Annotated in this window: 23 protein-coding genes and 2 other annotated features; of the genes, 4 read left to right on the top strand and 19 right to left on the bottom strand. The window is 34.9% G+C overall.

Annotated features, from left to right (window positions below; all coding sequences use genetic code 11):
* Positions 1-96: 96 nt before the first annotated feature.
* The 11 genes from ADJ83_RS05885 to ADJ83_RS05835 all read right to left on the bottom strand — a co-directional run bounded on the left by ADJ83_RS05885 (position 97) and on the right by ADJ83_RS05835 (position 14,061).
* Positions 97-1,077: an electron transfer flavoprotein subunit alpha/FixB family protein gene (locus tag ADJ83_RS05885; RefSeq protein WP_031534786.1), complete on the bottom strand. Its 981-nt coding sequence runs from the start codon at positions 1,075-1,077 to the stop codon at positions 97-99.
* 15 nt (positions 1,078-1,092) lie between these two features.
* Complete coding sequence (locus ADJ83_RS05880) at positions 1,093-1,848, bottom strand: electron transfer flavoprotein subunit beta/FixA family protein (protein WP_081836536.1); 756 nt, start codon at positions 1,846-1,848, stop codon at positions 1,093-1,095.
* A complete protein-coding gene (locus ADJ83_RS05875; RefSeq protein WP_031534790.1) occupies positions 1,841-3,520 on the bottom strand; it encodes a long-chain-fatty-acid--CoA ligase in 1,680 nt (559 codons plus the stop codon). Before ADJ83_RS05875 ends, ADJ83_RS05880 begins: the two co-directional genes overlap by 8 nt.
* Before the next feature lie 171 nt (positions 3,521-3,691).
* On the bottom strand, positions 3,692-4,099 hold the full coding sequence (locus ADJ83_RS05870; protein WP_031534791.1) for a DUF350 domain-containing protein: 408 nt from the start codon (positions 4,097-4,099) through the stop codon (positions 3,692-3,694).
* Positions 4,100-4,136: 37 nt separating this feature from the next.
* Positions 4,137-6,488 carry an endonuclease MutS2 gene (locus ADJ83_RS05865; protein WP_031534793.1) on the bottom strand — a complete coding sequence of 784 codons (2,352 nt, stop codon included), beginning with the start codon at positions 6,486-6,488 and terminating at the stop codon, positions 4,137-4,139.
* 70 nt (positions 6,489-6,558) lie between these two features.
* Complete coding sequence (gene polX / locus ADJ83_RS05860) at positions 6,559-8,274, bottom strand: DNA polymerase/3'-5' exonuclease PolX (protein WP_031534795.1); 1,716 nt, start codon at positions 8,272-8,274, stop codon at positions 6,559-6,561.
* Between the two features lie 161 nt (positions 8,275-8,435).
* Complete coding sequence (locus tag ADJ83_RS05855; protein WP_031534796.1) at positions 8,436-8,978, bottom strand: CvpA family protein; 543 nt, start codon at positions 8,976-8,978, stop codon at positions 8,436-8,438.
* An 8-nt stretch (positions 8,979-8,986) separates the two neighbouring features.
* Positions 8,987-9,253, bottom strand: coding sequence for a cell division protein ZapA (gene zapA / locus ADJ83_RS05850; protein WP_192840928.1), 267 nt, complete (start codon positions 9,251-9,253; stop codon positions 8,987-8,989).
* Between the two features lie 170 nt (positions 9,254-9,423).
* Positions 9,424-11,838: a phenylalanine--tRNA ligase subunit beta gene (gene pheT / locus ADJ83_RS05845; RefSeq protein ID WP_031534800.1), complete on the bottom strand. Its 2,415-nt coding sequence runs from the start codon at positions 11,836-11,838 to the stop codon at positions 9,424-9,426.
* A 16-nt stretch (positions 11,839-11,854) separates the two neighbouring features.
* Positions 11,855-12,895, bottom strand: coding sequence for a phenylalanine--tRNA ligase subunit alpha (pheS, locus tag ADJ83_RS05840; RefSeq protein ID WP_031534802.1), 1,041 nt, complete (start codon positions 12,893-12,895; stop codon positions 11,855-11,857).
* Positions 12,896-12,961: 66 nt separating this feature from the next.
* Positions 12,962-13,212 (bottom strand) — a binding site (T-box leader).
* Positions 13,213-13,314: 102 nt separating this feature from the next.
* The gene (locus ADJ83_RS05835) at positions 13,315-14,061 is read right to left on the bottom strand and encodes a TrmH family RNA methyltransferase (protein ID WP_031534804.1); all 747 of its coding nucleotides are present in this window, start codon (positions 14,059-14,061) and stop codon (positions 13,315-13,317) included.
* A gap of 182 nt (positions 14,062-14,243) precedes the next feature.
* On the opposite strand from ADJ83_RS05835, the gene sspI reads away from it, so the two are divergent.
* On the top strand, positions 14,244-14,450 hold the full coding sequence (sspI, locus tag ADJ83_RS05830; protein WP_031534806.1) for a small acid-soluble spore protein SspI: 207 nt from the start codon (positions 14,244-14,246) through the stop codon (positions 14,448-14,450).
* 51 nt (positions 14,451-14,501) lie between these two features.
* On the opposite strand, the gene xylB is transcribed toward sspI, so the two are convergent.
* On the bottom strand, positions 14,502-16,001 hold the full coding sequence (gene xylB, locus ADJ83_RS05825) for a xylulokinase (protein WP_031534808.1): 1,500 nt from the start codon (positions 15,999-16,001) through the stop codon (positions 14,502-14,504).
* Positions 16,002-16,193: 192 nt separating this feature from the next.
* A complete protein-coding gene (gene xylA / locus ADJ83_RS05820) occupies positions 16,194-17,501 on the bottom strand; it encodes a xylose isomerase (protein ID WP_031534809.1) in 1,308 nt (435 codons plus the stop codon).
* Positions 17,502-17,779: 278 nt separating this feature from the next.
* On the opposite strand from xylA, the gene ADJ83_RS05815 reads away from it, so the two are divergent.
* Both ADJ83_RS05815 and ADJ83_RS05810 read left to right on the top strand, forming a co-directional pair.
* Positions 17,780-18,940: an ROK family protein gene (locus ADJ83_RS05815; RefSeq protein ID WP_031534811.1), complete on the top strand. Its 1,161-nt coding sequence runs from the start codon at positions 17,780-17,782 to the stop codon at positions 18,938-18,940.
* 249 nt (positions 18,941-19,189) lie between these two features.
* On the top strand, positions 19,190-20,302 hold the full coding sequence (locus ADJ83_RS05810; protein WP_031534813.1) for an AI-2E family transporter: 1,113 nt from the start codon (positions 19,190-19,192) through the stop codon (positions 20,300-20,302).
* 92 nt (positions 20,303-20,394) lie between these two features.
* On the opposite strand, the gene ADJ83_RS05805 is transcribed toward ADJ83_RS05810, so the two are convergent.
* Entirely contained in the window at positions 20,395-21,480 is a 1,086-nt protein-coding gene (locus ADJ83_RS05805; RefSeq protein ID WP_031534815.1) for a M42 family metallopeptidase, read from the bottom strand.
* 290 nt (positions 21,481-21,770) lie between these two features.
* On the opposite strand from ADJ83_RS05805, the gene ADJ83_RS05800 reads away from it, so the two are divergent.
* On the top strand, positions 21,771-22,136 hold the full coding sequence (locus tag ADJ83_RS05800) for a hypothetical protein (RefSeq protein ID WP_031534818.1): 366 nt from the start codon (positions 21,771-21,773) through the stop codon (positions 22,134-22,136).
* A gap of 289 nt (positions 22,137-22,425) precedes the next feature.
* Here the strand turns inward: ADJ83_RS05800 and ADJ83_RS05795 are convergent, their stop codons facing one another.
* The 5 genes from ADJ83_RS05795 to infC all read right to left on the bottom strand — a co-directional run bounded on the left by ADJ83_RS05795 (position 22,426) and on the right by infC (position 24,513).
* Positions 22,426-23,001 carry a TVP38/TMEM64 family protein gene (locus ADJ83_RS05795; RefSeq protein ID WP_031534820.1) on the bottom strand — a complete coding sequence of 192 codons (576 nt, stop codon included), beginning with the start codon at positions 22,999-23,001 and terminating at the stop codon, positions 22,426-22,428.
* A gap of 68 nt (positions 23,002-23,069) precedes the next feature.
* Complete coding sequence (locus ADJ83_RS05790) at positions 23,070-23,336, bottom strand: DUF1294 domain-containing protein (RefSeq protein ID WP_109767440.1); 267 nt, start codon at positions 23,334-23,336, stop codon at positions 23,070-23,072.
* Positions 23,337-23,410: 74 nt separating this feature from the next.
* On the bottom strand, positions 23,411-23,767 hold the full coding sequence (rplT, locus tag ADJ83_RS05785) for a 50S ribosomal protein L20 (RefSeq protein WP_031534824.1): 357 nt from the start codon (positions 23,765-23,767) through the stop codon (positions 23,411-23,413).
* A gap of 26 nt (positions 23,768-23,793) precedes the next feature.
* On the bottom strand, positions 23,794-23,994 hold the full coding sequence (gene rpmI, locus ADJ83_RS05780) for a 50S ribosomal protein L35 (RefSeq protein ID WP_016201803.1): 201 nt from the start codon (positions 23,992-23,994) through the stop codon (positions 23,794-23,796).
* A gap of 15 nt (positions 23,995-24,009) precedes the next feature.
* Entirely contained in the window at positions 24,010-24,513 is a 504-nt protein-coding gene (infC, locus tag ADJ83_RS05775) for a translation initiation factor IF-3 (protein ID WP_016201804.1), read from the bottom strand.
* Positions 24,514-24,663: 150 nt separating this feature from the next.
* Positions 24,664-24,801: a sequence feature (ribosomal protein L20 leader region), on the bottom strand.
* Positions 24,802-24,817 lie beyond the last annotated feature (16 nt).

Genomic DNA, 24,817 nt, shown 5'->3' with positions numbered 1-24,817 from the left:
TGATAATCTAACAATATCGAAAGTATACCATGCTTTCAAGAATGATACTAATAATATGTTTCAAATATCATTTTCCCCTATAACTTGATAATACATTCAAGATATTTCGATTGTTGGATTGTCCCATTCTTTCATTAAGGCAGGGATTATTTCAAAGAGGTCTCCTACAATTGCATAATCGGCTACTTCAAAAATAGGCGCATGAGGATCTTTGTTAATGGCTATGATTGTTTTGGCTGATGTAACACCCACTAAATGTTGGATGGCTCCGGAAATACCGCAAGCAATATAAAGATCAGGAGCTACAGTTTTACCTGTTTGACCAAGTTGCATTGATGCATCACATACACCTAATTCTACAGCTCCTCTTGATACACCAACCGTTCCACCAATAGTTTTTGCTAATTGATTAATCAGAGCAAACCCTTCTTCATTCTGAATTCCCCTACCCGCACCAACAATAATCTTTGCATCCTCCAAATTAAGCGTCTGCTGCTTTTTTTGTTCTAGTCCAATTAAAGTCGGAATAGATTTATCAATTTTTACTTTTAAGGAACGAATCGTACAATTCCTTTCTAACTTCTTCTGTGAAGCTTTCCACTTTTTCGGCTTAATTGTTAGAAAAAAAGTGGGCGTATTTACTTCTATTTTCTCTATTAATTTTCCAGAGTAAACAGGTCGAGTTAAGAATAACCTTTTTTCATTATATTCAACGCTCTCTACATTCGAATACAAAGGAATATCTAATTTTTCACTTAAATAGGGAGAAATGGCTTTGCCTATATCTGTGTGTCCCCACAGAAGGATAGCAGGATTAAGTTGGTCCCATACGGATAAAAGTGCTTTAGCATAAGGTTCATTTGAGAATCTAGAAAGCAAAGGATGCTCCACTAAAACAATTTGATCAACATCATATTGTTGCAATTCGCAAGCATCTTTTTTTCTATCTTCTCCCATTAATAAAAGGATAATCTCCGCCTCCCCTTGTAGTTGCTTTGCAGCTGAAATACACTCAAGGGTGATGGAGGAAATTTTATCTTGTTGATATTCGCCCAAAATAATAATTTTATCTTTCATTATTAATTCCTCCACTTATTCATGTAATGACTTTAACAATTTTGCTAACGCCATTACCTTTTCTTGTGTTTCTCCTTGAAAGATTGTCTGCTTTCGTTTCATTTTAGGGTATGCGTACTGTTTCGATTTTTCTTTTAATGCCATTTCTTCTGACTGCTTATACACTAAGGGTTTCTTTTTTGCCTTCATAATTCCAGCAAGTGAGGGCAGACGTGGAACATGTAATCCTTGTGGAATGGTGACTAAGAAAGGAAAAGCAACACAAAATGTTTCTATGTCCCCATCCGTGTTTCGTTTTAATATGGCGCTTTCTTCCTCTTTTTCGATTTTGACTGTTTTGGTAAAAAAGGGAATATCTAATAAGGCAGCAACTCGAGGTCCTACTTGACTAGTTGCTCCATCTGTAGAAAAATCTCCTGCTAAGATGATGTCAAAGTCAATCTCTCGCAAATATTCAGCGATTTTTTTAGCTATGGATGGCGCTTCATCTTCTGATGGGTGACATTCTATTAAAACAGCCCGATCTGCTCCCATAGCTAAAGCAGCTCTTAGTTGTTTCTCCCCTTCTTTTCCGCTTATCATTAACACTGTAATTTCGGTATTATATTTCTCTTTAAATTGCAATGCTTCTTCTAAACTAATTGCATCTGGCGGGTTGATGATGAAGTTATCGTCTTCCACAAAAACTTGTCCAGAATCAAGCACTAAAGATGCTTCAGGTGAAATGGTCCTCGATAATAAGACAACTAGATGCAATGCTTTATTACTCATTTATTTCTTCACTTTCTTCCTTTAATTGTCTTCTCAATATTTTACCAATTGCCGTTTTTGGAAGTTCTTTCCTAAATTCATAGATGCGAGGAACTTTAAACGACGCCAGCTTGCTGCGCATATATTTATTCAATTCTTCTTCCGTCACGGTCATGCCTTCTTGTAAAACGACAAATGCTTTAACCGTTTCTCCTCTATAAGGATCTTTTACACCAACAACTGATGCTTCCATAATAGCTGGATGTTCATACAAGACTTCTTCAATTTCACGTGGATAAATATTAAATCCACTGGCAATGATAATATCCTTTTTTCGATCGACGATATAAAAATAACCTTTTTCATCCATATATGCGATATCACCTGTTAATAACCAGCCATCTTTTAAAACTTTCTCGGTTTCTTCTTCATTATTCCAATAGCCTTTCATTACTTGTGGTCCCTTAATACCAAGTTCTCCAACTTCACCTACTGGTAACATTTCTCCTGTTTCTATGGAAAAAATTGCAGCATCTGTTCCAGGCCATGGCACACCAATGCTTCCTTTCACTATTTCATTGTCCCAAAGGAAATTCACATGGGTAACGGGAGATGTTTCTGTTAATCCATATCCCTCTACAATCTTTCCACCTGTCTTTTGCTCAAATTTTTCGATAACCTCGACTGGTAATGGAGCAGATCCACTTATCGCTCCTTTAATGGAAGAAAGATCGTATTTCTTAATATCTGGATGATTCATTAATCCAATATAAATAGTAGGTGCGCCTGGAAAGATAGTCGCTTTTTGTTTTTGGATTGTTTTTAATAGATCTGTTGCGTCAAATCTTGGAACAAGAATCATCTTATACACTTCCATCACAGATAAAACAAGGACTGTCATAAGACCATACACATGGAATAATGGCATTACTGCAAGCATGATTTCCTTGCCTTTTTCCATCTTATATAGCCATTGTCTACACATAGAGGTATTTGAAACTAAATTTTGGTGGGTTAGAATAACTCCTTTAGGAAATCCTGTCGTACCTCCTGTATATTGCAGGATTGCTATATCTTTTTCAAAACTAATCGATACTTCTTTAAGCTTATAGTTCTTCTTTATTGTTTGGGTAAAAAGATGAGTGGATTTTGATGATGGAATAATTGGAGGCTTTCCCTGCTTTTTTGCTTGCACGAAAGGATAGACAATATTTTTTGGAAATGGAAGGTAATCTTTAATAGAAGTTACAATGATATGTTCTAAATCTGTTTGCTCCTTCACTTTCTCCACTCTGTTATAAAGCATATCTAATGTAATAACTGCTTTCGCACCTGAATCTTTCAATATAAATTCTATTTCTCTTTCTTGATACAAAGGATTTACCGGAACTACAATAGCTCCCGCCTGCAAAATCGCATAAAAGCTAATAACTGTTTGAGGAATATTTGGAAGCATTACAGCAACCCTATCCCCTTTTTCTATCCCTAAATTTTGTAGATATGCTGCTAATTTTAATGTTTTTTTGTATAGTGTTTTAAAAGTCATTTCTTTTCCCATAAAATGAATGGCTTTATGCTTTGCATACTCTTTTGCGGCATTTTCTAATAATTGTGGGAGAGTATCTGCCCGATAGTAGACATTTTTGGCTATTTGGTCGGGGTAAAGTTTTAACCATCTTTTCTCAGTTTCCAACACAATTCCTCCATTTAATTCTATTATTGTACTAGCTTATTATATGGAAGAATACTTTAATTGGATTATGTATAAGCCTACTTTTAATCGAATAGAAAAAATAGGCTTATATTGCTGGAACCAAGTAAAAGGGACCATCACTAAGTGAAAGCCCCTTTAATTTGGTCATTATTAAGAAATGCCTGCTCCTATAACGAAAGATAAACCGATGGATATAATCATGGAAATAAACCCTACAGCTCGATTATCATTTTTTATTTCTTCATCAATCTTAAATTTTGGTGTTAAAAATTCAAAAATGAAATAGCCGATTAGTAATAGTATAAATCCATACACACCCCATACTATCATTGTCAATAAAGAGTCATTATGCATAATCGAATGTCTAAATACATTTGCAATACCGAATATTTTGCCGCCTGTAGCCATAGCAACAGCAATATTGCCATTTTTGATTTCATCCCAATTATTATATTTTGTGACGAGTTCAAAAATAGCCAAAAATACAACTAGGCTTAAAATAACAACACTATAATCTCCTGCCGTTTTTACATATTCATTTTCCCAAAATTGATCCATAAGGTTTCTCCTCTACCATTTTCTTTAAAAGAAGGGATTATTTAAATTCCACTACAGTTACGCCGCTTCCACCTTCTCCTGCTTCCCCAAAACGAATTCTCTTCACCGCTCTATGATTTTTTAAATACTCTTGAACACCTGAGCGAAGTGCACCTGTTCCTTTTCCATGAATAATCGAGACACGAGGATAGCCAGCAAGGAGACTATCATCAATATATTTTTCTACTCTTGCTAAAGCATTCTCGAATCTTTCGCCACGCAAATCTAATTCCAAGCTCACATGATAATCTCTTCCTTTTATTGTAGCAAGCGGTTTTGTTTCCACTACCTTTGGTGCTTTTATGAATTCAAGATCCTTTTCTTTCACTTTCATTTTCATAATGCCAATTTGAACTTGCCATTCCTTATCTGAAACCTTTTCTAGTAATTGTCCCTTTTGATTAAAGGTAAGGACCTTTACTTCATCTCCTGGCTGATAAACATGGTTTGTATTGGCTGCTGCTTGTTGTTTTTTTATTTCTATTTGTGGCGTTGCATCCTCTAAACGTTTTCTAGCATCAATTAATTCATGCTCCTTAATTTCAGCACGTTTTTCAAGCTGCATTTTTCTTAAATCACCAATTACAGCTTCTGCTTCTTTCTTTGCTTCTTCCATAATTTCCTTTGCTTCTTTTTTCGCTTTTTCCTGCAGTGTTTCTTTCTTTTCGTAATATTCCATTACCTGTTTCTGTAAATCACGATGAAGCATTTCTGCTTGCTTTAATAAATCTTTAGCATCTTCATGCTCCCGTTCAGCCTGTCTACGGCTTTCTTCTAAAGAAGCAATCATATTCTCAATTTTATTACTGTCTTCACTAACATGTGAACGAGCCGTTTCAATAACATCTTCTTTTAAACCTAGTCGTTTACTAATCTCAAAGGCATTACTTCTACCTGGTACGCCGATTAGTAATCGATAGGTTGGGCTTAGTGTTTCAATATCAAATTCTACACTCGCATTCACAACACTTTCTCTGTTATATCCGTATGCCTTTAGCTCTGGATAGTGAGTTGTTGCGATAACCCTTGCACCTCTTTTATTTACTTCATCAAGAATAGAGATAGCAAGTGCTGCCCCTTCTTGCGGATCTGTTCCTGCTCCTAACTCGTCGAATAAAACAAGGCTCTCATGGTCCACCTTTTCAAGTATGCCTACGATATTTACCATATGGGAGGAGAAAGTACTCAATGATTGTTCAATAGATTGTTCATCTCCAATATCTGCATAAACGGATTTAAATACACCCATTTCAGAACCATCTAAAACTGGAATTTGGAGTCCTGCCTGCGCCATTAACGTACATAGTCCTACCGTTTTTAAGGTTACCGTTTTACCACCTGTATTTGGCCCTGTTATCACAATCGATTTATACGTATCTCCAAGGACAATGTCATTTGCTACAACAACTTCTGGTGGTATAAGTGGATGCTTAGCCTTAAGAAGTACAATTTTTCCCTCATCGTTGATTTTTGGTTTCGATGCTTTTAAGCGGTGAGCGTATTTGGCTTTTGCAAACATAAAATCAATGTCAGCTAATACCGTAACAATATGCAATAATTCCTCTTCATTTTGCGCAACAAGTGCCGTCAATTGGGTCAAAATACGGTCTATCTCTTGCTGTTCCTTGACTCGAATTCCTTGCAACTCATTATTTAAGGTAACTACAGACTGTGGTTCAATAAACAAAGTTTGCCCTGAAGCACTTTGATCATGAACAATTCCACCATAATTCCCTCTATATTCTTGTTTAACTGGAATAACATAGCGATCATTTCTTATTGTAATAATACTGTCTGAAAGCATCTTTTGGGCATTTGAGGAACGAATCATACTTTCTAGCTTCTCCCGTACCTTTGCTTCGTTTCTACGCAATTGATTTCTCAACGTTCTGAGTGTATCACTTGCACTGTCTAGAACCGAACCCTGTTCATCAATCGCCATCTTTATTTCTTCTTCTAATTCGGCTAATACCGTGATACTATCTGTTAAGGTAAAAAGAATAGGCACAGCTTCTTCTTCATGAAATTCTTCAATGAAACGTTTCATTTGTCTACTAGTATGAACAGTACTTGCAACATGATTTAATTCGATAGGACTCAGCATTCCACCGATAGAAGACCTTTTCACATGGGCACCGATATCATAAATCCCATCAAGAGGAATTGTTCCCCGCATTCGGTATACTTTAGCCGCTTCATCTGTTTCTTCTTGCCATCTTACTACCTCATTGTAATCCGTTGATGGAATTAGTTCTTCTACTTTATTTCTGCCTAAAGAGGAAGAAACATGCTCCATTAATTGCGCTTTTATTTTATCAAATTCTAACGTTTTTAATACTCTTTCCTGCATGGAGTAATCTCCTTTGCTATCCCGCTTATGGGTTAATGATGTTTGTAAGTATTCTCTATTTGCTTATATATTAGCCTTTATACAAAAATTCCAATAGTTCTTCCTTTGTCATCGCATTTAGGACCGTCGATTTTTTAATCCAGCCTTTTTTTGCTGTGGAAACACCTATTGCCATATTATGAAGCTCATGCTTATAATGGGCATCTGTATTAATAACAATCTTCACGCCAGCATCCTGCGCCATTTTAATATACGTAGCATTTAAATCTAAACGGTTCGGATTACTATTTAGCTCCAAAACAGTGTTCGTTTCTTTTGCTAATTGAATAAGCATGTCCATATCGACAGCATATCCATCCCTTTTCCCAATTTTTCTACCAGTTGGGTGTGCAATGATATCGACATACTTATTTTCCATGGCTGCTTTTAAACGAGTCATAATCTTTTCCTTCGATTGGGAAAACGCAGAATGAATGGAAGCAATAACAATATCTAATTCTTTCAATAAATCTTCCTCATAATCTAAAGTCCCATCAGGAAGAATATCCATTTCCGCCCCAGCTAAAATAGTGATATCATCATACTTTGCATTAAGTCTTTTAATTTCTTGTATTTGCTTGCGTACTCTTTCTGGTGTTAATCCATTTGCTACCTTTAAATATTGGGAATGGTCCGTTATCGCCATATATTGATAGCCTAAATGACGGTTCGCTTCTACCATTTCCTCTAATGTATGTGCACCATCACTTGCTGTTGTGTGCATATGCAAATCACCTTTAATATCTTCCAAGGAAATGAGCTCACTTTGATCTGAATAGTTGTCTACTTCTTTTCCATCTTCTCTTATTTCAGGAGGAATGAATGGTAGTCCGAAATAATGATAGAAAGCTTCTTCTGATTCGAAGGTTTTAATTTCTCCTGTTTCATTATTCTCCACACCATATTCGCTTATCTTTTCTCCACGTTCCTTTGCTAGCTGTCTCATTCGCACATTATGTTCCTTTGAACCGGTGAAATGATGTAGCGTTGTTGCAAATTCATTTGGCTTTACTAAACGAAAGTCTATAGAGACGTCGTAATCGAGTCCAAGAACAATACTTACTTTTGTTGCACCTGCTCCAATTACCTCTTTAATAGAGGAAAGCTGAAGCAACTGTGTTTTCACTTGTTCAGGATTCTCTGTTGCAATAATAAAATCTAAATCTTTAATGGTCTCTCTCACTCTTCTTAAGCTTCCTGCTCTTGAATAGCGGACAACCCCCTCCATTTTCGATAATGCCTCTTCAATCGAAACAGCAATTGGGATCATAAAGGCAATCGGTAATCGATCTGGTCTTGATCCAACATTTTGCAGAGATTCTAGTATTTTTTCCTCTGTCTTTTTTCCAAATCCCTTTAACGCTTGAACTTTTCCTTCTAAACAGGCATTTTTTAAATCATCAGCATTTTCAACAGATAGCTCTTTATATAATCTCGCTATCTTCTTCCCACCAAGACCTGGTAGCTGTAGCAAAGGAATTAACCCTTTCGGAACTTCGTCTTTCAATTCTTGCAATACGGAAGACTTTCCTTCTTTTATATATTCTTCTATAACAGCCGCTGTTCCCTTGCCGATGCCAGGCAACTGTGTTAAATCTGTTATCTCGGTTAAATTGTATTCACTTGTTTCTATTGTATTTGCAGCTTTTCGAAAAGCTGAAATTTTAAAAGGATTTTCTCCTTTAAGCTCCATATATATCGCTATTTGCTCTAATAATCGAATAATATCTTTGTTTGTTATTGTCATTTCATCACCTACATGGATATAATAAATCTTCTATTTTCTAAATTCTGCCTACACTACATATCATACCATGAACTTCAATATTTCAATAATGATGTTCGTAATTGCTAACCACACAAAAAACTCCACTAGCTACATACAAAGCTAGAAGAGTTTCCTAATTTCTATGAAGCGATATAGTCGAACCATAAATCTTTAATTTTCTCTGAAAAATAAGGAGTATTTTCTATCATCCAAGCTGCTACAGAGGATTCGTTTAATTGAGCTTGTATAAAATCAATTGGGATTAAAATAGAAATATATAATAGAAGGAATAATAGCAAATACGTTTCGATAAATCCTAATACAGCACCAGCCCATGTATTTAACTGTTTTAAAATTGGAATACTAGCAACAAAATCTATCATACTACCAAGAATTTGCCAAATAATTTTCACGACAAAAAATATCACAATAAAGGAGAATCCTCTGTAAAAAACATCTTCTATATTCGCAGTCTGAATAAAAGAATGTAGAAAACTGCTTTCTCCTGTATTTGGATAGGGAATCCATAGTGTTAATTTTTGCGATAGTGGTATGTAATATTTATTAGCAACAATAAACGCAACAATAAATCCTGTTAAGTGTATAATTTGCATAATAAATCCTCTTTTTAGTCCTCTTAAAAGACCAAAAAGCAGCAATATAACCAAAATAATATCCAACATGAACATTGTCAGTCCTTTTCTCTTTTTAATTCTTCTTCCAGTTCTTTCACTCGATCTTCTAGCTTTACATAGTCATTTACTATATTAACAGCAGTAAGGACTGCTAGTTTATTTAAATCAAGTGAGGGATTCATGACATGAATTTCACGCATTTTTTTATCTACTATGGAGGCAACCAGTCTAACATGACTAGAAGGTTCTTCCCCTATTATTGTATATGGTGTTCCGTATATATCAACATTTGTACGATTTTTAGGGGTATTTGACACGCCCATGCCTCCATTCTAAAGAATCCTAGTTTCTATCATATCATGAACTATTCTTGCTAGGGAAGTCATTCGAATAGATTCTATCTCAAGACTTGTTATAAGGGGAAAGAATTACTATTTCCATCAAGAAAAAAAGCATCCCAAAATAGAACGATGGGATGCTTTTTACTATTTCGTTAGCCTCTTAAAGTAGCTCCTGCTTGTTCTTCCACAGCTGCAAGTACTTTTTCGTGAACTTTACTGATCATTTCATCTGTTAATGTTTGTTCTGGATCGAAATAAGTTAAGGAGAATGCAATTGACTTTTTGCCTTCTTCCATTTTTTCTCCCTCATATAAATCAAACACTTGGACATCTTTCAATAATTTCCCACCGGCATCTCGGATGATTCCTTGAAGATTTCCTGCTAGAATTTGTTTATCCACAACAAGCGCTATATCTCTTGTTACATAAGGGAAGCGAGGAATAGAAGTATAGTGTAAAGCTTCTATTTCTACTGCAAATAATTTGCTTAAGTCTAGTTCAAAGCAATACGTTTCTTTTAAATCTAATTCCTTTTGCATTTGTGGATGAACTTGACCAACAAACCCAATAACGTCTCCATTAAATTCGATTTCAGCCGTTCTTCCTGGATGCATTCCTTCCATTTCCGCTCTTGTAAAAGTAATTTTCTCCGATACACCTAACTTTTGGAACAGACCTTCTAATACACCTTTTACAACAAAGAAATCAACAGCTTTCTTTTCTCCCTGCCATGGATGAGTGCTCCATATTCCCGTCACAGCTCCAGCTAAATGTTCTTTTTCTTCTGGAAGTTCCTGATTTTCATTCGCTAGGAAAACAACTCCTGTTTCATAAACGGCACTGCTCTCATTTTGTCTTGCTGCATTGTATTTTAGTACTTCTAAAAGCTGTGGTACGATACTTTGACGTAATAATGCACGTTCCTCACTCATTGGCATTGCAAGTTTAATTGGATTTCTTTTTTCTAAAGCAAAGCTATGGACTTTCGCTTCATTTGTTAATGAATACGTAATCGCTTGATATAAACCAGCTGATTCCAAATATCTGCGAGCCATACGACGCTTCTTCTGATAAGAAGTTAAGGTACCCGGTGTAGATGCGCCAATAGGCAATGTTTTCGGTAAATTATCATACCCATACAGACGGGCAACTTCCTCGATTAAATCTGCCTCAATGACAATATCATTTCTTCTCGTTGGAACCGTTACTGTGAACGTATCTCCCATAACTTGTGTTGTAAATTGTAGACTGTCAAAAATAGCAGTAACTGCATTTGACTCTAAAGAAGTTCCAAGGGTTTGATTAATTTTAGTTAGCGTAATGGAAACAACTTTTGGTTCAGCTGTTAATGTATCAACCGCTACTTCTCCTTCAAGCACCTCTCCGCTTGCATATAAATGCAATAATTGACATGCTCTATCTGCAGCTATGCGCACTCGATTTGGATCAATCCCTTTTTCATATCTAGCACTTGCTTCACTTCTTAACCCAATCACTTTTGATGATCTGCGAATGACTTTACTGTCAAAATAAGCAGATTCTAATAACACAGTGGTTGTATTAGATTGCACTTCAGAATTAGCGCCACCCATTACTCCAGCAACAGCAATTCCTTCTTTTCCATTCGTGATTAGTAAATTGTCTGCTGATAACGTTCTTTCTGCTTCATCAAGCGTCGTAATTTTTTCTCCACTTTGGGCTTTTCTTACTAGAATTTCTTTTGATCCTATTTTATCATAATCAAAAGCATGCAACGGCTGACCATATTCTAATAAAATATAGTTTGTAATATCTATTACATTGTTATGTGGACGAATTCCTGCTGCCATTAATTTTCCTTGCATCCATAATGGTGATGGAGCGATTTTAATATTCTTAATTACTCTTGCTGTATATAATGGTGTATCTCCATTTTCTTCGACAGATACTTGAATATAATCAGATGCTTTCTCGTTAATAGTTGGATATGCAGTATCAGGTAATTTAACATCTTTTCCTAAGATTGCTGCAACTTCATACGCTACACCAAGCATGCTTAAGCAATCAGCACGGTTTGGAGTTAACCCTAGTTCTAAGACAGCATCATTTCGTTGTAAGTATTCTAGGGCATTTTTTCCAACTTCCACATCGCTTGGAAAAACAAAAATACCTTGCGCATAATCTTTTGCAACCATTTTCCCTTCAATTCCAAGTTCTTGTAAAGAACAGATCATTCCATTTGATTCTTCACCGCGAAGTTTTGCCTTTTTAATCTTAAAGTTCCCAGGAAGTACTGCTCCTACTTTCGCGACAGCAACTTTTTGTCCCTTATCAACGTTAGGCGCTCCACAAATAATTTGAATTGGATCCCCTTCACCTACATCTACTAAGCATTTATTCAATTTGTCTGCATTTGGGTGTTGTTCACGCTCTACAACATAACCGATAACAACATTTTTAATCCCTTCATCAAGAATTTCAACACCTTCCACTTCAATCCCGCTTTTCGTTATCTTTTCCGCTAATTCATCGGGATTAATACCATTCAAATCTACATATTCATTTAACCAATTATAGGATACTAACATTTTTTCTCCTCCACCCTTAATATTCCGGTACTGAAAATTGTTTTAAGAAACGTACATCGTTTGTGTAGAAATGACGAATATCATCAATTCCATATTTCAACATCGCAATTCGCTCTGGACCCATTCCAAAGGCAAAACCAGAATATTTCTTTGAATCAAACCCCGACATTTCCAATACATTTGGATGAACCATTCCCGCTCCTAAAATTTCGATCCAGCCTGTTTTTTTACATACACTACAGCCTGCACCTTTACAGATAAAGCAAGAGATATCTACTTCAACGGAAGGCTCTGTGAATGGGAAAAAGCTTGGACGCAAGCGGATTTCTCTATCTTCCCCAAACATTTTTTTAGCAAAAACTTCCAATGTTCCAATTAAATCGCTCATTCGAATGTTTTCGTCTACTACAAGTCCTTCAATCTGCATAAATTGATGGGAATGTGTCGCATCATCATTATCACGGCGATACACTTTACCAGGACAAATAATTTTCACTGGCCCTTTCCCTTTATGCTTCTCAAGCGTTCTTGCTTGCATTGGAGAAGTTTGTGTTCTAAGTAATGTTTCTTCTGTTATATAGAAAGAATCTTGCATATCGCGCGCTGGGTGATCTTTAGGAAGATTCAATGCTTCGAAATTATAGTAATCATTTTCCACTTCTGGTCCTTCTTCCACGGTATAACCCATACCAATAAAGAGATCTTCAATTTCTTCCACTACTCTTGTAAGCGGATGATGATTTCCTACAGAAACTGGACGACCTGGTAAGGTAATATCAATTGTTTCAGAAGCAATTTTTTCTTGGACAATTGCTTCTTCTAAAGCCTTTTGTTTAGCTTCAATGTGGCTAGTAATATCGTCACGAATTACGTTTACTAGTGCACCCATTTTTGGTCTTTCTTCAGCAGATAGCTTTCCCATTCCTTTTAACACTTCTGTAATTGGACCTTTTTTACCTAAATATGCGATACGAATTTCATTTAGTTCTTTCATATCATTACTGTTTTCAATGCGTGATAGTGCTTCAGCTTGCAGTTCTTTTAATTTATCTTCCATCACTTTTCCTCCTTATATATTGGTTGATTTTGCATGAAAATTGGCATAAAAAAAACCCATCCCCAAAAAAGGGACGAGGTTATTGTCGCGGTACCACCCTAATTAACTTGTATGTATGATAAAACAAGTTCACTTCATTTGGATAACGGTAGTCTATACCGGTACATCTTTACATCATTTCTAAAAAGAAAAAATGGTCCCGATGCCGACTCAGGAGGTGAACTTCATTCATGTTTTTAATAAAAATGCTTACAGTCTGCGGCATTTTCTCCCTTGATTAAAAATCACCAATTACTTTTCTCCATCAATGTCTTTATTCATGTAATTTGTTTTTAATTATAATATATATCTATTCAGTTTTCAAATGCCTTTTTAGCCTAAGATTCCACCATTTCGAAAACTTTATTTAGGAAAACAGATTATTTAAAATAATACATCAAAATCCCAGCTGCTACAGCAACATTTAAGGATTCACTTTTTCCGTAAATAGGGATATACAAGTTGGTATCTGTCTTACTTAAAACTTCTTTGCTTACACCATTGCCTTCATTCCCGACAATCAAACAAAACTCGTCTGTTTTTACTGTTTCTCGGTAATCTCTGCCATTTTCAAGTGCAGTACCGTAAACGGGAACCTTTCTTTCTTTCAATTCCTCTATAAATGCAGGTATATTTGTTTTTATGATTGGCAAGTGAAAATGGCTGCCTTGACCGGATCTAACTACTTTTGGATTGTATATATCAACAGTTCCTTCTCCTATAATAACAGCATCTATCCCTGCTGCATCTGCAGTTCGGATAATGGTTCCCATATTACCAGGATCTTGAACCTGATCAATCGCAATAAAGGTTTGAGCAGTGGATAGTATTTCTTGATGACTTTGCTGTTTGCAGAGTGCAAGAATGCCTTGTGGTGTTTCTGTATCTGAAAGCTCTTTAATGATTTCTTTCGTAACAATTGTTATCGGTATATCTCTATAATTCCAAGCAGGTACATCTATATCTTCAGAAATAATCAAATCGATGATGGCATCTGCTTTGAATGCTTCTTCCACAAGGTGAAAGCCTTCCACCAAAAACGTTCCCGTTTTATCTCTTTCCTTTTTTGTTAATCTTTTTTTCCATTCTTTAATTTGTGGATTTTTTACTGAAAGTATGTGTTTCACTTACTATTCTCCTTCATAATCACCAGATGATCTCTATGTCCTCTATTATAGCTTAAATAAAATACATAATAAACGGCATTAGTGAAATGATAAAAATAGATGTGTTCTACAAAACGTCTATCTAATATCATTTCCAATTGAAATGGTGTTGATAGATAACAATGGAAAGAAGGGTGCTTATTATGAATTTAAATTTACGAAATGCAATAATCCACAATGTTTCTGGAAATTCTCAAGATGAATTAAAAGACACCATCGTGGATGCTATTCAAAATGGGGAAGAGAAAATGTTACCTGGTTTAGGCGTTCTATTCGAAGTAATTTGGAAAAATTCTTCTGAAGATGATAAAATTGAAATGTTGCAGACATTGGAAAATGGACTAAAATAACCAAAAAGAAGGAGATTTCTCCTTCTTTTTGGTTTAGCATTTTAAAATAAACTACTCATTTAACGCATGTAATTTATGTGCAGTTTCTTTTGTTGCTTCATATACACCTTTATAAATTTCATATACCTTTTCATATTTCTTCACATTTTCAGGAATTGGCTGAAACTCTTCCTTATAATGAACAAATTTCTCCACACACTCATTCATCGTTGGGAACCAACCTAATCCAACAGCAGCAATCATCGCTGCTCCTAATCCCGGTCCTTGTTCGACTGTCAAATTAACGACTGGCGCATTAAAGATATCTGCTTGAATTTGTAACCAATTACTGTTTTTTGCTCCGCCACCTACAGAGACAATGCGTGTAAATTGCTTATTTGCATTTTCCTCCATCAATATCTTACTATCATTAAGTGAAAAAGTGATACCCTCCACAACAGCACGTGCAAAGTTATCTAATGTATGCCTTGCATCCATGCCAATAAAACTTCCTCTAATTTGACTATCTGTATATGGTGTTCTTTCTCCCATTATATAAGGCGTAAACAATAAACCATCTGAACCAATTGGCACATTCCCCATATTAGAAAGAAGCTCATCATAGCGTTTATCTGCAGCAAAAGTATTTTTAAACCAATTCAAGCTATATCCGGCAGATAAGGTTACACCCATGGAATAAAAACTGTCTTTTATTGCATGATTGAAATAATGAACTTTTCCTTCATAATCCTGTTGCCCATCTTGCTCATAGGAAAGAAATACGCCAGATGTTCCGATACTTGCTAATCCCATACCTTCTTGCACAATCCCTGCCCCAACTGCTGCACAAGCATTGTCCGCACCTCCAGAAAATACAGCGATTTCATTTGTAAAGCCATACTTATCTGCAAGTTGTTTATTCATTACGCCTATTTTGTCAGAAGACTCGACAAGCTTAGGGAAAATAGATAGTGGCAAATCAAATAATTCAGCAATAGATTCGCTCCAAACCTTTTCTTCCACATTTAGCAATAAGGTGCCAGCAGCATCTGAATACTCCATTTGCTTATTGCCAGTTAAATAGAATCCTAAATAATCTTTTGGCAATAAAAAGTGCTTTGCTTCTTCCCATATGGTCGGCTCGTTTTCCTTCACCCACAGTAGTTTAGGTAAAGTAAATCCTTCTAACGCTTTGTTTTTTGTAATTTGAATAACTTCTTGTCCCGCTTTATCCATTATTTCCAGGCATTGTTTGCTTGTTCTCACATCATTCCATAAAATTGCGTTTCTTAATGGTTTACCATTTCCATCTAATAAAACCAAGCTATGCATCTGTCCAGAGAAACTAATTCCCTCTGTTTCTGATGCTGCTTCTGGAAATGCGGCAATTATTTCTTTTAAGACAATATCCAATGCTTCGATCCAAACATTTGGATTCTGTTCACTATATTTTGGCTGAGGAGTCAGAAGCTCATATTCAGAGCTCTTTGTTATAAGAACCTTGCCTTCTTTATCAACTAACAAGCCTTTTAATGAACTAGTTCCTAAATCAATTCCTATTACATACGACATTTTCACGCTCTCCCTTCCTAAGTCATGTGACAAATGATAAAAGAAAGGGCTGCCTCATTTATAGAGATTTAGACCTCCACAAGTATAAATAGTAGATTATTTTCAATTAGCTCCTACTAATAAACTTGTGATGCCAATTCCTTCTACCTGAGACACCCCTTTATGGTGTTATACCAAATTATTATATTTATATTATACTAAATAATCGTTCAAACGAGATTTTAAGAATTCTAGATGATTTGGCTCATTTTCAATTTGATCATGTTGTAATGCATATTCTGTTAATGTTTTCAAATCTTCTTTACCTTCTACAATGGACTTACCAATTCCAGTTGTATAGCTCATATATCTACGTTCAATTTCTTTGTCGAAGAAACGATCTTCTTTTAGTTTTGCAGCTGATTTTAATCCGCGTGCAAAGGTATCCATACCAGCAATGTGTGCTAGCACTAAATCTTCCATAGAGAAAGAAGAACGGCGTACTTTCGCATCAAAGTTAATACCACCAGGAGCAATTCCTCCGTTTTCTAGCACTTGATACATTGCTAGAGTTGTATCATAGATATTAGTTGGGAATTCATCTGTATCCCATCCAAGCATTACATCCCCTTGGTTCGCATCCAGAGATCCAAGTGCATTATAGCTTCTAGCTACTGCCATTTCATGTTCAAAAGTATGCCCTGCTAATGTTGCATGGTTTGCTTCTAAGTTTAGTTTAAAGTGTTTATCAAGATTGTATTTTTGTAAGAAAGCCATTGCAGTCGCAGCGTCAAAATCGTATTGGTGTTTTGATGGCTCCATTGGTTTTGGCTCAATTAAAAATTGAACTTCATGATTTAATTCTTTTGCGTAATCAACTGCCATATGGAAAAAACGAGCCATGTTGTCTTGTTCAAGTTGTAAATCTGTGTTTAGTAAAGATTCATATCCTTCACGGCCACCCCAGAATACATAGTTTTTGCCGCCAAGCTTTTTACTGATTTCTAACCCTTTTTTCACCTGAGCTGCAGCATATGCAAAAACTTCTGCATTTGATGATGAAGCAGCCCCATGTACAAAGCGAGGATTTGTAAACATATTAGCCGTATTCCAAAGTAATTTAATACCTGTTTGATCCATCTTCTCTTTAATCAAATCTGTGATTACATCTAAATTGTCGAAGAACTCTTGTAATGTTTCCCCTTCTGGAGCAATATCAACATCATGGAAGCAAAAGAATTCAAAGCCCATTTTTTCCATTAATTCAAAGCCTGCTTCTACTCTATTTTTTGCTGTTTTCATTGGTGTTTCACCAAACCAGTTACGAACATTAGTAGCTGCACCAAATGGATCTGATCCATCTTGTGTTAATGTATGCCACCATGCCAAGCTGAATCGTAAATGTTCTTTCATTGTTTTTCCTAAAACTACTTCTTCTGGATTGTAGTGACGGTAAGCAAAAATATTTTCAGTTTTTGGTCCTTCATATTTGACTTCTTTAATCATTGGAAAAAATTCCATGTTAATTCCCTCCTAATTGTTATAAAAGATATTTTTGTTCTTGCTTTAACTTACTTTTTAAAAGTAGCATCTTCTTTCTATTCTATTAAATCATTTTTAATTTGTTAGTTCAGTATACTAACTGCATTAATCATAAATCTAACTATATTTTTTGTCAAGCGCTTACAATAGTATTTTTATTATTTTATCCATAAATTTAATAGAAGTATTTTAATTAGTATGGTAACCTAACAATATGAGCATCGTTATAAGGGGATTAATTAGTTTGGAGGAAAATAATGGTCACAGATAAATATGTAATTAGAGAGCAAAATGCTTCTCTTGTCATGGAGCAAATTGTTCAACATGCTCCCATTTCTCGAGCAAGTCTTTCATCTAATATTGGTTTAAATAAAGCAACTGTATCTGATATAACAAAGAAATTACTTGAGGATAAACTTATTGAAGAAATTGGAATTGGTGAGAGTAGTCATTCTGGAGGAAGAAAACCAATTCTTTTACAACTAAATAATAAAGCAGGTCTTTCAATCGCTATCGAGCTTGGCTATGACTTCATTTCCACAATGGTCACATACCTAGATGGAGAAGTTGTCTTTTACAATAAAGAAAGAGGTATATTTATTACAAAAGAAAATGTCATTGCACATGTTTCAAATATAATTGAAAAATATCAAAAAATAAGCCATCTGACAACCTATGGTATTATCGGAATTGGAATTGCAATTCATGGTATTGTAAATGAAAATACTATCTCGTTTACACCATATTATGATTTAGACAAAATGGAACTTTATGAGGAATTAACGAAGCTATACCAGTATCCTATCCATATTGAAAACGAAGCAAATTTAACAGCAATAGGAGAGTCTACTTTTTCTACTGAATTTAATAACTTAATCAGTTTAAGTATTCACAGTGGGATCGGTGCTGGAATTATAATTGATGGTCAATTATTTACAGGACTAGATGGAAGAGCTGGTGAAATTGGTCATTCTGTGCTTTATCCAAACGGCAAAGCTTGTCCTTGTGGGAATAAAGGTTGCTTAGAGCAGTACTGCTCCGATAAAGTTCTTCTAGAGCTGTTCAAAGAAAAGAAAGAGTTAACAGATGTCACTCCTGATTTATTAGCTGAGCTATATTTTGCTAAAGACCCCCTTGTTCAAGAAATTATTCAAGAACATTGCTATAATTTATCGAAGGGCATAAACAATATAATGACTTTTTTTGCTCCAAAGCTTATATTCATGAACAGTTCTGTCATTCGAAGAATCCCTGAGATACTTTCATTAATCAGCAATAATCTGCAAAGCTCCTTTAATAAAGACATCGTCATTGAAAATTCGAGTTTAGGTTCGAAGGCATCTTTATTTGGGGCTACCGCTTTGAACATTCGTAATTTCTTAAATATTTCCCATCTGAAAATTATTAATACAGATTAACATAGCATTTTGCGTATGGTTCATGGAATGATACAATCTTATTTCTAAAAATAACAGATTGTATCATTTTTTCTTATACTTTAAAGGAAATCTTCTTAGGATAAATGAAACTTTTCTCCTCCTTATCTCGTAATATCATTATGAACGTAAAGTGTGATACAATCGTTTAAAATACATAATACAATATTTACAAGAAATTGAATGAATATGCTATACTTGCTATACAAAATAAGAAAAAGGTGAAAAATTTTGACAAAGAAGAAGTTTCATTATTGGTTACTGCAGATTCTCATCATCGCTGCCATTATTTATCTCTGCACAAAAATTACGTTTTTATTCAAACCAGTTGCAGTGCTATTTTCCACACTTTTTGTGCCAATTATTATTACTGGTTTCTTATATTTTTTACTTAATCCAATCGTTAAATTTTTGCAAAAAAATAAAATTCCGAAAACACTCGCAATTATTATTCTCTATCTTGCAGTGATTGGAATTATTATTTTGGCAATTGGCAGTGTTGTACCGATGATTAGTAAACAGGTTAGCGAATTATTTAGCAATATTCCTAAATATGCTGATGATGCAGTTCACTATTTCCAATACTTAAATGATACTAAACAGTACAAATGGATTATGAACCAAGAATATGTAAAAATTGAGGATATTACGGAGAACCTAAAGGCTTATGCTCAAACTATTCCAAGCAATATAACAAATGGAATTGGGACAGTTATCAGTACCATGACGAATATCACCATTACTATTGTAACGGTTCCATTTTTACTTTTCTATTGTTTTAAAGATGGTAGCAAATTTCCTGAAGCATTATCAAAATTCTTCCCTTCTTCTTATCGAAAAGAAGGTTTAAGAATTATTAAAGATACAAGTGAAACAATTGCAGCCTATATTCAAGGACAAGTAATAGTAGCTTTGTTTGTAGGAACCTTATCATTAATCGGCTATTTGAGTATTGGGCTTGATTATGCACTTGTAATGGCCTTAATTGTTGCTGTTACGAATATTATTCCATATGTTGGTCCTTTAATTGGTGGTGCACCAGCTGTTATAATCGCCCTTTTCACATCGCCAACACAAGCGTTCCTAGTTATTATTGTCATTACCATTGCTCAACAGATTGAAGGAAATATCCTATCTCCATTAATTCTAGGAAAAAGGTTGGATACCCATCCAGCAACAATTATTATTTTGTTATTAGTAGCAGGAAATTTAGCAGGAATTTTAGGAATGATTCTTGCCGTACCGACCTATGCTGCTGTCAAAACGATTGTAGTTAATATTAATCGTCTCCTTAAAGCACGGAAAGCAGCTATATTAAATACCCAAATCCCTCCAATCGAGTAAAAGATTTTGGTATAAGTTATAGTATTTTCTTTGAAATAAGAAAAAGGGAATTTGATTTTTGAAGATCAAATTCTCTTTTTTATTTTAGCTGTTTATGCAAATGTCAAGGAATCAACTGTTTCACGATCTAATCTCTTAATAACTTCCACAATTAATTTGACTGCATTTTCATAATCATCACGATGAAGCATTGCAGCATGTGAATGAATATAGCGAGTTGCGATTGTAATCGATAACGTCGGAACTCCTTTATGTGTTAAGTGAATAGAGCCAGAGTCTGTCCCGCCTCCTGGCACACTATCAAATTGATAAGGAATGTTTAGCTCATCCGCTGTATCTGTAACAAGGTCACGTAACCCTTTATGGGAAACCATTGAAGCATCATATAAGATGATTTGTGGACCCTTACCCATTTTACTTAGTGCTTCTTTTTCTGTAACTCCCGGTGTATCTCCAGCTATTCCAACATCAACTCCGAACCCAATATCCGGCTCAATTAAGTTCGCTGCTGTTTTCGCTCCACGAAGACCAACCTCTTCTTGAACTGTTCCAACACCATATACAATATTAGGATGATTGATTTCTTTTAAATTTTTTAATACATCAATTGCAATTGCACAACCAATTCGATTATCCCATGCTTTTGCAAGCAACATTTTTTCATTATTCATTACTGTAAATTCGAAATATGGAACGATCATATCTCCTGGTTTTACTCCCCATTCCATTGCTTCTTCTTTAGAAGATGCACCAATATCAATAAAGATATCCTTAATATCTATTGGTTTTTTTCTTGCTTCTGGGCTTAATACATGTGGAGGTTTAGACCCTGTAATTCCAGTAATTTCGCCTTTACTCGTTACAATCGTTACTCTTTGAGCTAGCATTACTTGGGACCACCAACCGCCTACTGTTTGAAAATAAAGAAACCCTTTATCATCAATACGAGTTACCATAAATCCAACTTCATCCAGATGACCTGCAACCATAATTTTTGGTCCATTTTCCTGACCAACTTTCTTAGCAATTAAGCTTCCTAAATTATCTGTTGTCACTTCATCCGCATATTCTGTTATGTACTTTTTCATTACTTCTCTTGGTTCTCTTTCATTGCCTGGGATGCCTTTTGCATCTGTGAGATCTTTAAGCATCGTTAATGTTTCATCTAATTTGGACATTATTTCGACTCCCTTAATATAATATATTCTTCATTATTATACTAGAAAATAGATATAGTACAAAGTATTAATTACTTATAAAAAGAATCTTCCCTCAATAGTTGCTTACTACCCGTCTTATATGGGTATAGAAAGAACCCTTGCTTTTATTATGTATCAAACCTTGGTTTCTATTTATTTAATCTTTTTTCTTTTAAAAAAATATTTTTTCTAAAATAATGAAACCTTTTCTATTATCAATCGTATTCTATTAGTTAATCCTGAAAAATTAAGTTACTGGAGGCTCTTTTATGAAATGGCTTTTGTTAATTGTTCTGCTCGTATTTCTTCTTTATGGTTTATTTCGAATCCTTTCTTTCTTAATGAATCCACAACAACGATTGAAGTTAGCGCAAAAGCGGAGAACTTTTTATTTGCTCGATCAAAAGGATAATATAAGAATGAATCTCTTATTAACCTATAAAGGGCATTTACTCGAAGGGGAAAAATACGCAGTAGCAAACGAAGTTGATCACATCTTACTATTCCCTACCAATCCTTATAATACGAAGATGTCAAAACAAGACAAAGCCTATATAGAACAGTCACTATTGTCTATATACCCAAAGGCTAAAATTGATTGGACACGGTTTAAAGAAGCAGAAAAAAATACGTAGAGGTTCGGACAGTATTCCAGCTCATTGAAAAACCCGACCAACCATATCAAGTTCCATATGGTTGGTCGGGTTTTTATAGTTTATAAAAGACCGTTTCAGTGAAGTTGGTGTTGTTCCCTGCAGCACATTTTGTGTCTGTAGCAGAATGGGAACGAATTAGTTTTTCATTTGATTATTTTTCATAACTCATATTGGATAACAGCTATTTGTGAAATCGCTATATTAGAAATTGTTCGTCTTCACAGATTAGCAAATTAGTTTTGTCCTAGACTTTTTTACATGAAGTATTTTACTCATGGGCTTCTTTAAAAAATTCTCTCCATTTAATAATCGTAATTTTTTCCCTTAAAATATAAACAAGTATCGCTAATGCAAACATAATAATGACGACCATTGTTAACGAAAATTGACTAATAAACTGACCGAAAATAGTATAAAAGAACGCTAAAGGTATATTGCTTAAAAAAGCGCTTTTTCCATATTCATTTAAACTTTTTCTTTTCTCTAATAGGCAAAAATTTAGTAAATGATAATGAAATACTGGTATTAAACGCAATACTGTGATTTGTCCAAGTGTCAAATTACGATACTCCCCAAACCATCTTTTTTTTAAATTAGATAGTTTCCGATGTGTCTTTGGCAAGCGATGAATGACAGTATAGAAAATGAGACAATTAATTGTTAAGCCTATAATAGAATAGATGGTTCCAAGCGTCACTCCAAATAAAACTCCTCCTGCAATACAGACTAAGATTGGAGGAATAAACAAAAATTGCCGTAGGGTATGGAATAAAATAAATATAATTGGCGCTAAAATGCCACTAACTTCTACCATTACAAATAGGACTGATAACTGCTCTTCCATCTTATCACCTTCTGCTCTAAAGAATCATGCTGTTATTAAAGTGTATAGAAAAAGACAAGAGAATATGCCTAAACATTCAACCAATAGAGTACAATCCCTAATTCTAGTAATGTTAGTGCTGGTAAACCATATTTAAATGTAGCATGCTTTGTTTTATGCCGAAAATTTTGCATACCTATGTATAACCCTAAAGCACCGAAAAAAATAGCAATTGTCCAAAGGGTTCGCTCACTTATGCGATACTGATGCTTGATCGCTCTTTTTTTATCAATCATCATGAATAAATAGCCTGTTACATTGATTAACACTAAATAGATGGATAGTAATGGCATCATCCTGCTTCCTCCTTCTTTCAAAGAAAAAAATATAAAAAAAAGAAGGTAGCAAATACCTCCTTTTTTTAATAAACTTATTTTAAGTTTTGTTTTGCAACTGTAGCTAATTCAGCAAATGCTTTTTCATCACTTACAGCAAGTTCAGCAAGCATTTTACGGTTTACTTCAATACCAGCTAACTTCAATCCGTGCATTAAACGGCTATAAGAAAGACCGTTGATACGAGCAGCTGCGTTGATACGAGTAATCCATAATTTACGGAAATCACGTTTCTTTTGACGACGATCTCTGTATGCATACATTAATGATTTCATTACTTGTTGGTTTGCAACTTTGTATAATGTATGTTTTGAACCATAATAACCTTTAGCTAATTTAAGAACTTTTTTACGACGTTTGCGTGTAACTGTACCGCCTTTAACACGTGGCATATAATTTCCCTCCTATATTGAAAAAATTACTTAATGTTGTCTAATAAATGACGAATGCGTTTGAAATCGCCTTTGGATACTAATCCAGCTTTGCGAAGTTTACGTTTTTGCTTAGTAGATTTGTTAGCAAATAAGTGACTAGTATAAGCTTTTGAGCGTTTTAATTTACCAGAGCCTGTCTTTTTGAAACGTTTAGCAGCTCCGCGGTGAGTTTTCATTTTTGGCATTTGGTATTCCTCCTCTTACTTGTCGTTTTTAGGCGCTAAAGTCATGAACATGCTTCGACCGTCCATTTTTGGATGTGATTCCACAGTGGCAACTTCTGCACATGCTTCTGCAAAACGAACAAGTACTCGTTGACCGATTTCCTTATGTGTAATAGCACGTCCTTTAAAACGAATGGATGCTTTTACTTTATCGCCTTTTTCTAGGAACTTAATAGCATTACGAAGCTTTGTATTAAAGTCATGCTCATCTATAGTTGGACTAAGGCGAACCTCTTTAATATTAATGATTTTTTGATTTTTACGTGCTTCTTTTTCTTTCTTTTGCTGTTCAAACTTGTATTTACCATAGTCCATGATACGAGCTACTGGCGGTTTTGCGTTTGGAGCAACAAGAACAACATCAAGATTTACACGTGTTGCAATTTCAAGAGCTTCAAATTTCGTTTTAATCCCAAGCTGTTCTCCATTTTGGTCAATAAGACGAACTTCTCTTGCACGAATGCCTTCATTTAAAATCATATCTTTGCTAATAGTTAAACACCTCCAAGGTTAATGACGAATACAACGTTCGGGTCAAGAATAATCTATTCTAGGTCACCTTCTCTAGCTTAGATACTAATTGACACTTGACTCTCAAGTTGACATCGTAGGCTTTGTAATCTTTATCATCCAAATAAAAAAGTGTGGATGAACAATTCACCCACACTTACGAAACAAAAGTAATACCTAAAATGTTTTACGTAATACCTGTTAACTACTTGGAATCTGTGTCAATCAGGTGAGAAGCGGGTGCTTCTTCTTTTCCTCAAACTCGTATTCAATT

The sequence above is a fragment of the Bacillus sp. 522_BSPC genome, from assembly GCF_001076885.1.
Classification (GTDB): domain Bacteria; phylum Bacillota; class Bacilli; order Bacillales; family Cytobacillaceae; genus Niallia; species Niallia hominis.
Note: the sequence above shows the minus strand (reverse complement) of the source record. Positions and strands in the feature narration are given on the sequence as shown.

What these genes read in the sequence shown, in the direction of transcription:
- ADJ83_RS05885 (WP_031534786.1), bottom strand. Translation starts at nt 1,077, where the DNA reads ATGAAAGATAAAATTATTATTTTGGGCGAATATCAACAAGATAAAATT.
- ADJ83_RS05880 (WP_081836536.1), bottom strand. Translation starts at nt 1,848, where the DNA reads ATGAGTAATAAAGCATTGCATCTAGTTGTCTTATTATCGAGGACCATT.
- ADJ83_RS05870 (WP_031534791.1), bottom strand. Translation starts at nt 4,099, where the DNA reads ATGGATCAATTTTGGGAAAATGAATATGTAAAAACGGCAGGAGATTAT.
- ADJ83_RS05865 (WP_031534793.1), bottom strand. Translation starts at nt 6,488, where the DNA reads ATGCAGGAAAGAGTATTAAAAACGTTAGAATTTGATAAAATAAAAGCG.
- polX (WP_031534795.1), bottom strand. Translation starts at nt 8,274, where the DNA reads ATGACAATAACAAACAAAGATATTATTCGATTATTAGAGCAAATAGCG.
- ADJ83_RS05855 (WP_031534796.1), bottom strand. Translation starts at nt 8,978, where the DNA reads ATGTTGGATATTATTTTGGTTATATTGCTGCTTTTTGGTCTTTTAAGA.
- zapA (WP_192840928.1), bottom strand. Translation starts at nt 9,253, where the DNA reads ATGGGCGTGTCAAATACCCCTAAAAATCGTACAAATGTTGATATATAC.
- pheT (WP_031534800.1), bottom strand. Translation starts at nt 11,838, where the DNA reads ATGTTAGTATCCTATAATTGGTTAAATGAATATGTAGATTTGAATGGT.
- pheS (WP_031534802.1), bottom strand. Translation starts at nt 12,895, where the DNA reads ATGGAAGATAAATTAAAAGAACTGCAAGCTGAAGCACTATCACGCATT.
- sspI (WP_031534806.1), top strand. Translation starts at nt 14,244, where the DNA reads ATGAATTTAAATTTACGAAATGCAATAATCCACAATGTTTCTGGAAAT.
- xylB (WP_031534808.1), bottom strand. Translation starts at nt 16,001, where the DNA reads ATGTCGTATGTAATAGGAATTGATTTAGGAACTAGTTCATTAAAAGGC.
- xylA (WP_031534809.1), bottom strand. Translation starts at nt 17,501, where the DNA reads ATGGAATTTTTTCCAATGATTAAAGAAGTCAAATATGAAGGACCAAAA.
- ADJ83_RS05815 (WP_031534811.1), top strand. Translation starts at nt 17,780, where the DNA reads ATGGTCACAGATAAATATGTAATTAGAGAGCAAAATGCTTCTCTTGTC.
- ADJ83_RS05805 (WP_031534815.1), bottom strand. Translation starts at nt 21,480, where the DNA reads ATGTCCAAATTAGATGAAACATTAACGATGCTTAAAGATCTCACAGAT.
- ADJ83_RS05800 (WP_031534818.1), top strand. Translation starts at nt 21,771, where the DNA reads ATGAAATGGCTTTTGTTAATTGTTCTGCTCGTATTTCTTCTTTATGGT.
- ADJ83_RS05795 (WP_031534820.1), bottom strand. Translation starts at nt 23,001, where the DNA reads ATGGAAGAGCAGTTATCAGTCCTATTTGTAATGGTAGAAGTTAGTGGC.
- ADJ83_RS05790 (WP_109767440.1), bottom strand. Translation starts at nt 23,336, where the DNA reads ATGATGCCATTACTATCCATCTATTTAGTGTTAATCAATGTAACAGGC.
- rplT (WP_031534824.1), bottom strand. Translation starts at nt 23,767, where the DNA reads ATGCCACGTGTTAAAGGCGGTACAGTTACACGCAAACGTCGTAAAAAA.
- rpmI (WP_016201803.1), bottom strand. Translation starts at nt 23,994, where the DNA reads ATGCCAAAAATGAAAACTCACCGCGGAGCTGCTAAACGTTTCAAAAAG.
- infC (WP_016201804.1), bottom strand. Translation starts at nt 24,513, where the DNA reads ATGATTTTAAATGAAGGCATTCGTGCAAGAGAAGTTCGTCTTATTGAC.